The following is a 12,609-nucleotide window of genomic DNA, read 5'->3' as shown; positions in this document are numbered from 1 at the left end:
CTGTGCCCTCGATCTGCTGCGTACTTGCCCATCCCGGCTTCTGGGCGAAGCGGCCTGAGCTCGGCATCGACTGGCTCAAGCTGCTGCACGGCGAGCAGAGTTTTGACATTCACAACCCAATTCCTGCCGAAGGCACCGTCAGGGCCAACTATGAGATCGCGGCCGTGGCGGACAAGGGCGCCGGCAAGGGCGCGATTCTTCACCTCGTCAAGACGCTCGACGATGCCGCCACCGGCGCAAGGCTCGCGACGGTCCGCAGCGTGTTGTTCCTGCGCGGCGATGGCGGTTGCGGCAGTTTCGGCGAAGTCCCTGCCGATCCTGCAGGCATCCCCGAACAGGCCCCGTCACAGACGACGGATATCCCGACCCTGCCGCAGAGCGCGCTGATCTACCGGCTGAGCGGTGACTACAATCCGATCCACGCCGATCCGGACGCTGCGGCAAAGGCCGGCTTCGACCGGCCGATCCTGCACGGCCTGTGTACGCTCGGCGTCGCCACGCGCGCGGTGCTCGCGACCTTCGCGGATGGCAAGCCCGCGCGGCTTGCCTCATTGTCTGCCCGCTTCAGCCGCCCGGTGTATCCGGGCGAGACGATCCGGACGGAATTTTTCCCCGCCGGCAACCAGGTCCGTTTCCGCTCGCGCGTGATCGAACGCGACGTCGTGGTGCTCGATCGCGGAACGGCGGTGCTGCGCGATTAGGTTACTTCTTCTCGATCTTGGCGATCGCGACGATCTCGGCCCAGCGCCGCGTGTCGGCCTCCTCGAAGGCGCGCAGCGCATCGGGACTCGCGGGGAATGGCTTGGCGCCCACGGACTCCAGATAAGCAGCGGTCTCCTTGTTGTTGACAAAGGCAAGCACGACCTGGCTGAGCTTCGCGACGATGTCGGATGGCGTTCCAGCTCGCACGAATACGCCGACCCAGGCGGCAAGCTCCGCGCCGGGAAGCCCGGCCTGCGCCAGGGTCGGGATGTCGGGCAGGCCCGACAGCCGATCGCTGCTCGTCACCGCAAGCACGCGCAACTTGCCATCCTGGATCAACCCTTGTGCGCTGGCGGGATCGGCGAAGACGCAATCGATCTCGCCGGCCAGCACATCGGTCAGCGCCTGCGGCATCCCACGATAAGGCACGTGCTGCATCTCGATCCCGGCACGCGAGCGAAACAGCTCTGCAGCACCGCGGCTCGATGTGTTTCCGCTTCCGAACGACAGCGGCTTCTGCCGCGACTTCGCCAGCGCGATGAACTCGGCGACGGTCTTCGCCGGAAACTCCGGCTTCACGGCCAGCATCATCGGAATGGTCATGATCCCCGCCACCGGTGCGAAGTCCGCAGCGGGATCGTAGGGCAACGTATTGAACAGATTGATATTGGCCGACTGCGTCGAGTTGGTCGTCACGAACACGGTATAGCCGTCGGCGTCAGCTTTCAGCACGGCAAGCGCCGCCAGATTGCCATCGGCGCCCGGCTTGTTCTCGACCAGCACCGTCGCTCCGGTTTCGATCCGCATGCTTTCCGCAAGACGCCGCGTCACGCCATCGGTGGCGCTGCCCGCAGGAAACGGCACGATCAGGTTGATGCGCCGCGACGGATAGACTTCCGCCGACGCGGACGTTCCGACGAGCAGGGCGGCCAGCCCCAGGATGATCGCAACCCGACGCCGCATGAATTCTCCTTCGGCCTGAAGCGCTTGACGTTTCCACGCTGCGGTTCTGCATCAACCACAGTCTCGATTTGTTCTGATCGTACTCTACTTTACGATCTCTGAGAACAATCGTTTACAGAATGGATGCCCAGTTTCTCGTCGGCCGCCCCCTACGACGGCCTACGCGCACGGCTCCGACTCGCCGCTGGTCCGGCTCAACTCGACGCGATCGAGCTTCGGGAACAGCCCGTCATCGAGGCGCATATCCGCCGCAAAATGCATGGGATCGGCATGGCCGCAGATCACATCCGGAAAATGCCAGCTCGCGGTGCCCAGCACCGTCTCGCCGGCAAGCACCGCGATCTTCAACGGATGCAATGCCCCCACGCCGCGCGCGCTCTGATAGCCGTCGGCGATGCAGTAAAGTTCGAGCCGCATCATATTCTCCGCGACGCGCTGCACCGACAGCTCGATCTCGCAGAACCCGAACGCAGGATCATCCCTCGAACCCTCCGCATAAAAATAGAACGCACCGATCTTGCCATGCGCGCACGGGCCGCGCTGTGCGTCCTTCGGAACCTGCGGATCCGGCCGGGCCGGCGTGCGTGGCGGCAGGGGACCGAGCGAGCAAAACTGTCGATAGGAATAGCAGCGTCCCAACATCTCCTCCCTATTCGAGCCCGAACAGCCGCCTGGCATTATCAGCGAATGCCGCGCGTGCGATCGACGAAGCCTGCTCGGCAAACTGTGCAGGCTTGTCCTGCTTGATCGTGAACGGATAATCCGATCCCACGACCAGACGATCTGTCCCGACCTTGTCGGCCAGATACCGCAGCGCCGGCCCGTCGTAGAGGATCGTGTCGTAGTAGAAGGACCGCGCGATCTCGCTCGGATCCCGCGCAAACAGACTTTGCAGCGGCGGCCCCATGCCATAGGCGTGGCAGAGCCGCGGCAGCAACCAGGACAGCGCGCCGCCGCCATGGCTGAGCAGGATCCGCAAATTTGGAAAGCGCTCGAGCACGCCGTTTGTCATCAACGACACCGCGGCAAACGCCGTCTCCAGCGGAAACGCCGCGACAGCCGCGAGCTCTGGACGTCCACTCATCCGATCGAGCCCGAGCGGATGCAGCGGATGGATCATCACCGTCAATGCCGCCTGCTCTGCTGCCGCATAGAAATCGTTGAGGCGCGCATCGCCAAGCGGCATGCCGTTGATATGCGTGCCGATCTCGATGCCACGCAGGCCGAGCGACTTGACCTCCGCCATGCGCCGCGCCGCCAGCGCTGCGTCCTGCATCGGGACCATGCCGATCCCGATGAAATGCCGCGGATGTTCCGCGCAGAGCGCGGCAATGCCCTCGTTGACATGGCGACACAGCGCGTCCGCGTCGGCGGAGGGAAACCGGTGCGAGAGCAATTCCGGCATCGGCGAGACGACCTGCACATCCACGTCGTCTTCAGCCATATCGTCGAGCCGACGGCGCGCGTCCCAGCTTCTGGAATCGATCACCCGAAACACCTTGCCGCCGACCATGACGGCGGCGGACGCGTCGCGGAGCGCGATGGAGGGCCAGAGCGGGTTACGGCCCAGCTCCGCCGGAATGTGTCGCGGAACGAAATGGGTATGGGTGTCGATCGCTTCGACCACGGCGCTTCCTCAAACGATGCTTTTGCGCTGCACCCGGGTCCGGAGGGGCTCCCGCCGCCAGCGATCAACTTACAAGCAGGTTGGACTGTTTTTATTTTCTATGCAATCCATTATTCGTATGCTAGTGCACTAACTAGCCAGACGGGTGCGAACGGGCATCAGGGAGCGAAGCGCGCGTGACGCGGACGATCAACCACATCGTGATCGCAGGAGCCGGCCAGGCCGGCGCGCGCGCCGCGGAGGCATTGCGGGCGCGCGGCTTCAAGGGCTCGATCACGATGATCGGCGAGGAACGCCACCTCCCCTACGAACGGCCGCAGCTGTCGAAGGCCCTGTTGCGGTCGCCAGATACACCCCTCGCCTACATCAAGCATGCCAATGACTGGAACGAGGCGCTGGATATCCGGATCGCGACCGGCTCTGCTGCAATCGATGGCGATGCCGATCGCCGCGTCGTGTCGACCGCGGACGGCCGCAGCTTTCCATTCGACGCCCTTCTGCTCGCGACCGGCACACGGCCGCGACGTCTCCCTGCACTGGAAGGTGCACAGCTCGAGGTTCAGTACCTCCGCAATGTCGAAGATGCGCTCCGCGTCCGCCGTCATATCCAGGCGCAATCGCGGATCGTGATCGTCGGCGGCGGCGTCATCGGCCTGGAAGCGGCGTGCGCCGCAGCCAACGCCGGCTGCCATGTCACATTGGTCGAAAATGAGGCGCGGCTGCTCCCGCGGGCGTTTCCGGCTGCAATCAGCGACCTCGTTGCCGACAAGCACCGCAATCACGGCGTCACGTTCGTCTTCAGCACGACAGTAACGGGAAGCTCATCGCGTTCTGTGACGCTGAGCAACGGCGCTGAGATCGCGGCCGATCTGGTGCTGGTCGGCATCGGCGTCACCCCGTCGGGCGATCTCGCCGCCCGGCTGGGTCTTCCTGTCGCCGAGGGCATTGCGGTCGACGCCTGTGGCCGCACTGCAGTTCCCGGCATCTTCTGCGCCGGTGATGCTGCCCTACAATGGAGCCGGTGCCACGGCCGCGCCATTCGCGTCGAGACCTGGGCGAACGCACAGAACCAGGCGATCTCGGTTGCATCAAACATGATCGGCGAGACCAGCGACTACGGCGACCCGCCATGGTTCTGGACCGATCAATACGACCTCAACATCCAGGTTACCGGCGATATGCGCGATGCCGATCACATTGCGCGCGGCGATCCCGGCAGCGGGCGGTTCTCGGTCATCGCCATGCGCGGCACCGAGCTCGTCGGCGCGCTCTCAGTGAATGCGACCAAGGACATGGCAATGCTGCGGCGGATCATTGCCACCGACGCCAGACCCGGGCGCGCCGATCTGGAATCACCGGCCTACGATCTGCGGACCGCGTTGAAAGCACGATGACGAGTTCGAGGGAGGAATTGCAATGAATGCGTTCCAGAGAATGAACACCGCGCTGATGGTCGACGAGGACAGGCAGATCTTCAAGGTCTCGCGCCAGGCCTTTGTCGACCCCGATATTCTCGAAGCCGAGCGCACCCGCATCTTCGACAAGTGCTGGCTCTATCTCGGCCATGCCTCCGAACTGGCAAAACCCGGCGACTTCGTCACCCGTCAGGTCGGCGGCCGCAGCATCCTGTTTGCGCGCGACGCCAAAGGAACCCTGCGCGCGATGTTCAACACCTGCCCGCATCGCGGCGCGCAGGTCTGTCGGGAGAAGCACGGCAACGCCAAATCATTCCAGTGCTTCTATCATGGCTGGGTGTTTGGCCTCGACGGCGCGCTGCGCAGCCAGCCGGGCGACGCCTCCTACGCGCCTGACTTCAAGGAGCGCAGCACCTCCAGCATGCAGCAGGTGTCGCGGTTCGAGACCTATCGCGATTTCTGCTTCGTCTGTTTCGACAAGAATGCCGAATCGCTGGACAGCTATCTCGGGGCGGTGAAGGAGTATCTCGACGTCATCGCCGACCAGGCCGAGATGGGCATGACCATCGTCGGCGGCACGCAGGAATATTCCATGCGCGCCAACTGGAAGCTGCTCACCGAGAACTCGATCGACGGCTATCACGCACTCACCACGCATGCGACCTATTTCGATTACCTCAAGGCCACCAATGGGGGCCTTGCGCCGGTGCCGCTCGATGGCGCCGCCCGCGATCTCGGCAACGGCCACGCGGTGCTGGAATACAAGGCGCCGTGGGGTCGGCCGGTCGCGCAATGGGTTCCAATGTGGGGCGATGGGGGCAAGCGCGAGATCGACCGGCTCTATGAGGGGCTCGTGACCCGCTACGGCGAGGAGCGCGCCAAGCGGATCGCGCTCTACAACCGCAATCTCTTCGTGTTCCCCAATCTCGTCGTCAACGACATCATGGCGGTGACGATCCGCACCTATTATCCGCAGGCACCTGACTTCATGACCGTGAGCGCGTGGGCGCTGGCGCCGAAGGAGGAGACCGACTGGGCGCGCAAATATCGCCTTTTCAACTTCCTCGAATTCTTGGGCCCCGGCGGCTTTGCAACCCCCGACGACGTCGAGGCGCTCGAACAGTGCCAGCGCGGCTTCCGCAACGCGACGGAAGCTCAATGGAATGACATCTCAAAGGGCATGGGCAAGGCAGTGCCGGCCTATGACGACGAGCTGCAGATGCGCGCGTTCTGGTCGAACTGGAACAAGCACGTCTTCGCGGCTCAGGTGTAAGGCGGGAGGCGCAGATGCAGAATATCTCCCGAGCCGACGTCGAGGATTTCCTGTTCGCCGAGGCCGAGCTGCTCGACGAGTGGCGGCTGCCGGAATGGCTCGAGCTGTTCACGGACGACGCGATCTACTACGTGCCGTCGACCGACGTTCCCGCCGACTCCTCGCCCGACAAGAACCTGTTCTATGTCGCCGACGACCGTTTTCGCCTCAGCGAGCGCGTCAAGCGCTTGATGAAGCGCACCGCACATGCCGAGTTTCCGCATTCGCGGACGCGGCACCTTGTCAGCAATGTACGGATCCGCGGCCGCAACGACGACGAGATGGAGGTGGCCGCCGCCTTCATCACCTATCGCACCAAGGACGGCGTCACCGACACCTATTTCGGCAGCAACCGCTACCGGCTGGTCGCGGAGAACGGCCGGCTGCGAATCAAGGAGAAGCGCTGCCTGCTCGACAGCGAAGGCCTGCGCACGCAGGGGCGTGTCAGCATCATCCTGTAGGGAGCGCCGATCGTGGACAAAAAACTCAGGAACAACGTAGCGGTGGTGACCGGCGCCGCGAGGGGCATAGGCCTTGCGATCGCCGAGCGGCTCGCAAGCGACGGCGCGAGGTTGGTGCTGGCCGATCTCGACGAGACTAGGCTCAAGCAGGCCTCGGTGCAGCTCATCCGCGAGTTCGATACCGAGGTTGCGACGCAGGCCGGCGATCTCTCCGATCAGGCCGTCGCCGAAGGAACGATCAAGCTCGCCACCGAGCGGTTCGGCCGCCTCGACATCCTCGTCAACAATGCCGGTGGCGGCATCATCAAGCCATTTGCTGAGCACACTCCCGCGACGCTGAAGACCACGATCGATCGCAATCTGTGGACCGTGCTGTGGTGCTCCTGGTATGCGGTACCCGTGATGCGCAAGCAAGGCTATGGCCGCATCATCCATCTCGGCGCCGATTCCGTCCGCAATGGCCTGTGGGACCACGCCGCCTACAACGCTGCCAAGGGTGGCGTGCACGGTCTCACCACCGGCATGGCACGCGAGTTCGCCAGGGACGGCATCACCATCAACACGGTGGCCCCTTGCGCGGTGAACACGCCACAGATGGTGGCGATCACCAAGAGCGATCCCGCGCTTGCCGCCAAGTTCGTCAGCGTCATCCCCATGGGTCGTCCGGCCGAAATGGAGGAAGTCGCCTCGATGGTCTCCTATCTCGCTTCCGCCGAAGCGTCGTTCGTGACCGGCCAGGTCATCAGCGTCAATGGCGGCAGCACCATGCTCTAAGATTCGCGATGGCTGAAACGGTTATTCTCTGCAGGGACGACGAGGTCGTCGAAGGCGAGATCAGGCAGGCTCCTCTGCCCGACGGCACCAATGTCGCGCTCTATCGCGTCGCAGGAACCATCTATGCGACCGCCGACATGTGTACCCATGGCGAGGCGTCGCTGGCGGAGGAAGGCATCATCAACGGCAAGATCGTGGAGTGCACCTTCCACTTCGGAACGTTCGACGTCACCACGGGTGAGCCCACCGGCATGCCCTGCGAAATTCCGTTGAAGACCTATCCCGTCACGGTCGTCGACGGGAACGTCCAAATCGAGGTGTGACATGGCCCCCCGTCCCGATCGCACGCCCGCTCCGCTCAAATCCGCCCGGCGTCCGCTTGCGCCGCCACGCCGGCGCACGCAGGCTGAACGCACCGCGGAAACGCGTTTGCGGATCCTGAAGGCAGCCGCCAATCTGATCCGCCGCCGCGGCTATGCGCGATTTCGGACCGCCGAGGTCGCAGCGGAAGCCGGCGTGTCCCGCGGCGCCCAGCTCCATCATTTCCCGACCAAGGACTCCCTCGTCGTCGCCACGCTCGAATATGTGTTCGAGCAAGCGCAGATCGTCAGTCGCCGCCGCGCCGCGGCGGTCAATCGGCCGCGCGACCTGCTTGAGGCCGTGATCGCGGATGCCCGAGAATTCTTCTTCAGCGAGCACTTCATGGTGGCGATCGACATCGTGCTCTCGACTTCCACCGACCAGGCGGTGCGCAAGAAGATCCTCGATATCTCCCGCAAGGCGCGCCGGCCGGTCGAGGCGGCCTGGGCTGAGGCGCTGGTGGCTGGCGGCGTTCCTGCGACTGTTGCCGCCGATGTCGTCGCACTCACCCTCGGCGTTGTCCGCGGCATGGCGCTGCGCACGCTCTGGGATAATGACCCAAAATGGTTCGACCACCTGTTTGGACTGTGGCGGCAGATGATCAGGGTCTTCCTCGAGGCGGAGCAAAAGCGAGGACGGCTGCGATGAAGGCTCCGTTGAACGGAACGAGGCCACTGATCACATCGGTCTGCTATGTCAGGCATGCCGTCAGCGAGCCGGAGGCGTGCGCACGCTTTGTCTCCGATATTTTTGGCTTGCAGAAGGTGGCCGGTCAGGACGGTGAGCTTGCCTTTCGTTCCGACGATCGCTTCCGTACGCTGAGCCTCAGCAGCGATCGGGACGACGGTGCCAGCATCGGCGTCGAGGTCTGGGATGATGCGGCACTTGAGGCGATCGGCGAGCGGCTGCGCGCAAGCGGCTTTGCCGCGAGATCGGCAAATCCAGAGGAATGCCGACGGCGTTATGTGCAGTCAGCCCTACTCGCCGACGACGCATCCGGCAATCGGATCGATCTCGTGACCCGCCCGACTCGCAGCGGTCGGCGCTACTTTCCGCCACGCGATGCCGGCATCATCCAATTTCAGGGCATCGGTCTCTGCAGCACCAACCACATCGGCGATCTCGCCTTCTGGCGTCTGCTCGGCGCCGAGGTGACCGATTGGGTTGGCGACATCGCCTACCTGCATATCGACAATCTGCATCATCGCATCGCGCTCTACCCGTCGCGGCGAAACGGCCTGCTCTACGCTTCCTTCGAGGTCGAGTCGCTCGATCAAATCATGCAGAACAGCTACTTCATGCAGGAGAATCAGGTGAAGATCGCGCAGGGGCCTGGCCGCCAGTCCGCCTCGCAGCAAATCTTCCTGCATGTCGACGGGCCGGACGGGCTGATCCTGACCTATGTCAACGGCATGGCCGAGATCGGCGACCGGTCGCGGCCGCCACGGCAGTTTCCGCTTCACCCCGCCTCGCTCTGCAATTGGGGCAGCGAGAGCCAGGGTGTCCCCGAGCTGAGCGCCAGCGCTAACAGGAGAGACCTATGATCCAGCTGAAGGATGTCAGCTATGTCCGCTTGGGATCGCAGGATCTCGAACAGGCCGAGCAGTTTGCCACGACGTGCCTTGGCCTGCAGATCGCAGAGCGCCGCAAGGCCGATCTTTACCTGCGGTCCGATGATCGCGCTCATACGCTGTGCTACACGGAGGGTGATCCGACGCACCAGACGGTCGGGTTCGAGGTCGAGGACGAGGCGAGCCTGCAGGATGCGGCATCCATCCTCGAGTCGCTCGGCCACGCCGTTCACGGCGGTTCCGCCGAGCAAGCCGAGCAGCGCAAGGTAAGATCCTTCATCGGCTTCCGCGATCCGACCGGCAACCATATCGAGCTCGTCGTGCGGCCGGAGCGCAGCGGGCGCCGCTATTTTGCGAGCCGCGATGCCGGCATCACCGGTTTTAGTCACGTAGGCCTCAATTCCACCAATCCCGCGCGCGACGAACGGTTCTGGACCCAGGTCTGCAATGCCCGTGTCAGCGACCGCATCGGCGACATTCCCCTGATGCGCGTCAACGCCATCCATCACACCATCGCGCTGGTCCGCGCGCCGCAGGCCGGGATCCAGCACATCAATCACCAGGTCGAAAGCAGCGATGACGTGCTGCGCTCCTACCATGTGCTGAATGAGAAGCGCGTGCCGATCGTGTTCGGTCCCGGCCGACACCCGACCTCTGGCGCCCGTTTCCTCTACTTCAAGGGGCCGGACGGGATGGTCTTCGAGTATTCGGTCGGCGTCGATGAAATCGAGGACGAGGCAACCCATCGCCCCCGTCAATTCGGCTTCGAGCCGACGAGCTTTTGCATGTGGGGCTCAAAGCCGGCCGGCATGACGTTGCCAAACAGTAGCTGAAGAATCTCCGTGCGCTGGAACTACTCAAAACGAGCGATCGCAAACGAAGTCAGATCGATATGGTTGCGCCCTCCGGTCAATCGTTCGGCAACCACATCGCCTATGCCGGCGGAGTGCTTGAAACCGTGGCCGGAACATGCCGAGACCACGAAAATGCGATCGTGGCGCGGATGGCGATCAATGATGAACCCTCGATCGGGAGTGACGGTGTAGAGACAGGCGGCCGCTTGAGCCACGCGCGGCGTCGTGCCTGCCAACCGCCCCTGGACGTGCCTGCGGTACATCACGGCGGACTCCGCCGGATCGACCTCGCGATTGATGAGATCAGCGGTCGTCCGCGTCTCGTATTGTTCGGTCGCGACTTTGATGCGGCGATCGCCCGGCAGCGGCGGAAAGCCATAGAGATAGTCGACGTCGGTCGCGCCATGCATCCAGATAAACGCCGGCGCGTCTGGCCCGTAAGCGGCGGCATCGTCGAGTTCGTACCAGTGAAGAACCTGGCGATTGACGGTCAGCAGGCGATCGAACGGCGCTCCCAGCAAGGGCGCCGTCCAGCCGCCGGCCGTGACCACAGCCTGCTGTGCCTCGATCGTTCCGCTCGAGGTCTCGACACGGACCGTGCCGTGCTGGTCGACTGAAAGAACCTCAACGCCGGTGCGGATTTGCGCGCCGAGCTGCGAGGCGCGGCTCAATTGCGTCGAGATGCAGCGCTCGGGAAACACATAGCCACCGCCAGGCTCATAGTAAGCCTTCTCGTTTCCTGCGAGGCCCAGGAATTGAGGGAATCTGCGCGCAACTTCCGTACCGTCGAGAATTTCGTGCTCGATGCCGAAATCGCGGGCGACCCCGACCGAGCGCGCGACGAAGTCCGGTTTGCCATGGTGCGAGGTCGGTCCCGCGCCGGGCCCCATGACCAGAACACCACAATCATTCAGCAGCTTCTCGCCGGTATCCGCTTCGAGCTCGCGCCAGATCCGGTGGGAGTTGAGGACGAGTGGAGTGTAGACGCCCCCCTCACCGACCGCCTGCCGCGTGATGCGGGTTTCTCCGTGGCTCGACCCCATACGGTGTGGGGGCGCGAAACGATCGATTCCGATCGCATGCACTCCGCGCTTGGCCAACTGATAAAGGATCGCACTGCCCATCGCGCCAAGACCGACGACAACGAAATCTGCTTGCTCGGTCATGGCGTGCTCTCCGGGTTCGGGTCTGAAGTCTTGACCCATGTAGGGGCGTCGCGATCCGCGATCGACGGACACAAAGAGCTCAAATCAAGCGACCTTTTTCAACCGCTTGAATCGCTCGATCCGGAACGGAGCCGGATCGACGCAAGTCGTCGATCCCGTCACCAGGTCTGCCATCAACGCGCCGGCGCCCGGGCCGATACCGAACCCGTGACCGGAGAAACCTGTCGCGAGATAGAAGCCCGAAATGGACCCGACCGGCGCCATGACCGGAACGGCATCCGGCGTAACGTCCATCAGGCCGGCCCACATCTTTGTGATCTTGGCGTCGCCGAACACCGGGAAAGCCTCGCGCAAATGCCGAACGCCGCCTCGGACGAATCGCCACGACGGATCGGGATCGAGAATGCGGACCTGTTCGAAAGGCGTAACTTCGTCGCTCCGCCAGCTTCGCGCCATCGACAGCTCACGAAAAAACTGACCGCCGATGCGAAGTGTCAGCTCATTCCAGCTCTTGATGAGCGTCGGTGTATAATCGCAGAACAAACGGAAGCTGTCCGGCGTGATCGGCGCAATATTTGCGTTGCGCTGAGCGACAGTGAACCCGCCGTCCAGACGGCGACGGAAAGCGAAGTTGCCCGCGCCAACTGCGAAATCCGGAACGCCGTCGACGGAGGACAGGCGGACGACGCTGCCGAGGATATTCAGGACCGGAAGATCGATGCCCATGTTACCCGCGAACAAGCGCGACCAGGCTCCCCCCGCCAGAACCACTGAGGAGCAGCGGATTTCGCCGCGCTCGGTCACACAGCCGCTGACCCGGCCGGCCGATCGCTCGATGGAGCGAACCGCGCAATTGGTGAGGATGTGCGCGCCTTTGGCGGCCGCGGCCCGCGCCATCGCCGGGACTGCGATGAAGGGCTCGGCCTTGCCGTCGCTCGGCGTGTGCAACGCGGCGCGGAACGGCTTCGCCGCTCCGGGAATGAGCGTCTTCAGCGCCTCGCCGCTGACGAGGCGGGAATCGAGACCAAACGGGCTGGCATGCTTGAGCCACTCCTCGTACGTCGCGACGTCGGCATCGGTGTCGCAGAGGTAGGCGATGCCCGTCTGCCGAAAGCCCGTTTCGCCGGCGATGCGCGCGTTCATGCCACGCCAGAGCCGGAGGCTTTCGATAGCAAGCGGCAACTCGGCCGGATCGCGCCCCATCTGGCGGACCCAGCCCCAGTTTCGCGACGACTGCTCCGCTCCGATCAACCCCTTTTCACACAGGGCCACGCTGACGCCGCGCTCAGCCAGCGAGAGCGCCGTCGAGACACCGATGATGCCGCCGCCGATGACGACCACGTCAACTTGCGCAGGCAGCTCCTGCGGGGTGACGACGGGGTCGGGAATTATTCTGGACAAATT

14 protein-coding genes are annotated in these 12,609 nt (G+C 63.9%); 9 read left to right on the top strand and 5 right to left on the bottom strand.

The genetic code is table 11. The features are described from left to right. Window positions 1–2: 2 nt before the first annotated feature. Window positions 3–701: a MaoC/PaaZ C-terminal domain-containing protein gene (locus JQ604_RS07685; RefSeq protein ID WP_349631067.1), complete on the top strand. Its 699-nt coding sequence runs from the start codon at window positions 3–5 to the stop codon at window positions 699–701. A gap of 1 nt (window position 702) precedes the next feature. Here JQ604_RS07685 and JQ604_RS07680 read toward each other — a convergent pair whose 3' ends face one another. From JQ604_RS07680 to JQ604_RS07670, 3 genes are all read right to left on the bottom strand, one after another. Beyond that, window positions 703–1,665 carry a Bug family tripartite tricarboxylate transporter substrate binding protein gene (locus JQ604_RS07680; protein ID WP_212354987.1) on the bottom strand — a complete coding sequence of 321 codons (963 nt, stop codon included), beginning with the start codon at window positions 1,663–1,665 and terminating at the stop codon, window positions 703–705. 159 nt (window positions 1,666–1,824) lie between these two features. Then, window positions 1,825–2,307 (bottom strand): hypothetical protein, encoded by a 483-nt coding sequence (locus JQ604_RS07675; protein ID WP_212354985.1) that lies wholly within the window; start codon window positions 2,305–2,307, stop codon window positions 1,825–1,827. A 7-nt stretch (window positions 2,308–2,314) separates the two neighbouring features. Further along, the gene (locus JQ604_RS07670; RefSeq protein WP_212354982.1) at window positions 2,315–3,292 is read right to left on the bottom strand and encodes an amidohydrolase family protein; all 978 of its coding nucleotides are present in this window, start codon (window positions 3,290–3,292) and stop codon (window positions 2,315–2,317) included. Between the two features lie 176 nt (window positions 3,293–3,468). Here JQ604_RS07670 and JQ604_RS07665 point away from each other — a divergent pair, with 176 nt between their 5' ends. Genes JQ604_RS07665 through JQ604_RS07630 form a run of 8 tightly spaced genes read left to right on the top strand, consistent with a single transcriptional unit; the run spans window position 3,469 to window position 10,018 of the window. Further along, window positions 3,469–4,686 (top strand): NAD(P)/FAD-dependent oxidoreductase, encoded by a 1,218-nt coding sequence (locus tag JQ604_RS07665; protein ID WP_212354980.1) that lies wholly within the window; start codon window positions 3,469–3,471, stop codon window positions 4,684–4,686. Between the two features lie 22 nt (window positions 4,687–4,708). Then, window positions 4,709–5,980, top strand: a complete 1,272-nt coding sequence (locus JQ604_RS07660) for an aromatic ring-hydroxylating oxygenase subunit alpha (protein ID WP_212354978.1) — start codon at window positions 4,709–4,711, stop codon at window positions 5,978–5,980. 14 nt (window positions 5,981–5,994) lie between these two features. Then, entirely contained in the window at window positions 5,995–6,480 is a 486-nt protein-coding gene (locus JQ604_RS07655) for an aromatic-ring-hydroxylating dioxygenase subunit beta (protein WP_212354976.1), read from the top strand. A 12-nt stretch (window positions 6,481–6,492) separates the two neighbouring features. Then, window positions 6,493–7,254 carry an SDR family oxidoreductase gene (locus JQ604_RS07650; protein WP_212354974.1) on the top strand — a complete coding sequence of 254 codons (762 nt, stop codon included), beginning with the start codon at window positions 6,493–6,495 and terminating at the stop codon, window positions 7,252–7,254. An 8-nt stretch (window positions 7,255–7,262) separates the two neighbouring features. Next, window positions 7,263–7,577: a non-heme iron oxygenase ferredoxin subunit gene (locus tag JQ604_RS07645; RefSeq protein WP_212354972.1), complete on the top strand. Its 315-nt coding sequence runs from the start codon at window positions 7,263–7,265 to the stop codon at window positions 7,575–7,577. 1 nt (window position 7,578) lies between these two features. Continuing rightward, on the top strand, window positions 7,579–8,262 hold the full coding sequence (locus JQ604_RS07640; RefSeq protein ID WP_212354970.1) for a TetR/AcrR family transcriptional regulator: 684 nt from the start codon (window positions 7,579–7,581) through the stop codon (window positions 8,260–8,262). After that, window positions 8,259–9,158 carry a VOC family protein gene (locus JQ604_RS07635; protein WP_212354968.1) on the top strand — a complete coding sequence of 300 codons (900 nt, stop codon included), beginning with the start codon at window positions 8,259–8,261 and terminating at the stop codon, window positions 9,156–9,158. The genes JQ604_RS07640 and JQ604_RS07635 overlap by 4 nt, the downstream gene beginning before the upstream one ends. Next, window positions 9,155–10,018: a VOC family protein gene (locus JQ604_RS07630; protein WP_212354966.1), complete on the top strand. Its 864-nt coding sequence runs from the start codon at window positions 9,155–9,157 to the stop codon at window positions 10,016–10,018. Before JQ604_RS07635 ends, JQ604_RS07630 begins: the two co-directional genes overlap by 4 nt. A 20-nt stretch (window positions 10,019–10,038) precedes the next feature. Here the strand turns inward: JQ604_RS07630 and solA are convergent, their stop codons facing one another. Both solA and JQ604_RS07620 read right to left on the bottom strand, forming a co-directional pair. Continuing rightward, window positions 10,039–11,205: an N-methyl-L-tryptophan oxidase gene (gene solA / locus JQ604_RS07625; protein WP_212354958.1), complete on the bottom strand. Its 1,167-nt coding sequence runs from the start codon at window positions 11,203–11,205 to the stop codon at window positions 10,039–10,041. An 84-nt stretch (window positions 11,206–11,289) separates the two neighbouring features. Beyond that, window positions 11,290–12,606 carry an NAD(P)/FAD-dependent oxidoreductase gene (locus JQ604_RS07620; protein ID WP_212354956.1) on the bottom strand — a complete coding sequence of 439 codons (1,317 nt, stop codon included), beginning with the start codon at window positions 12,604–12,606 and terminating at the stop codon, window positions 11,290–11,292. Window positions 12,607–12,609 lie beyond the last annotated feature (3 nt).

Origin of the sequence: Bradyrhizobium jicamae (assembly GCF_018130695.1) — a bacterium.
GTDB lineage: Bacteria > Pseudomonadota > Alphaproteobacteria > Rhizobiales > Xanthobacteraceae > Bradyrhizobium > Bradyrhizobium jicamae_B.
The sequence above is the reverse complement of the archived record's forward strand: the minus strand, read 5'-3'. Positions and strand labels throughout refer to the sequence as shown.

Coding starts and splice junctions, on each gene's coding strand:
- JQ604_RS07680 (WP_212354987.1), bottom strand. CDS start 1,665: ATGCGGCGTCGGGTTGCGATCATCCTGGGGCTGGCCGCCCTGCTCGTC.
- JQ604_RS07675 (WP_212354985.1), bottom strand. CDS start 2,307: ATGTTGGGACGCTGCTATTCCTATCGACAGTTTTGCTCGCTCGGTCCC.
- JQ604_RS07660 (WP_212354978.1), top strand. CDS start 4,709: ATGAATGCGTTCCAGAGAATGAACACCGCGCTGATGGTCGACGAGGAC.
- JQ604_RS07655 (WP_212354976.1), top strand. CDS start 5,995: ATGCAGAATATCTCCCGAGCCGACGTCGAGGATTTCCTGTTCGCCGAG.
- JQ604_RS07645 (WP_212354972.1), top strand. CDS start 7,263: ATGGCTGAAACGGTTATTCTCTGCAGGGACGACGAGGTCGTCGAAGGC.
- JQ604_RS07640 (WP_212354970.1), top strand. CDS start 7,579: ATGGCCCCCCGTCCCGATCGCACGCCCGCTCCGCTCAAATCCGCCCGG.
- JQ604_RS07635 (WP_212354968.1), top strand. CDS start 8,259: ATGAAGGCTCCGTTGAACGGAACGAGGCCACTGATCACATCGGTCTGC.
- JQ604_RS07630 (WP_212354966.1), top strand. CDS start 9,155: ATGATCCAGCTGAAGGATGTCAGCTATGTCCGCTTGGGATCGCAGGAT.
- solA (WP_212354958.1), bottom strand. CDS start 11,205: ATGACCGAGCAAGCAGATTTCGTTGTCGTCGGTCTTGGCGCGATGGGC.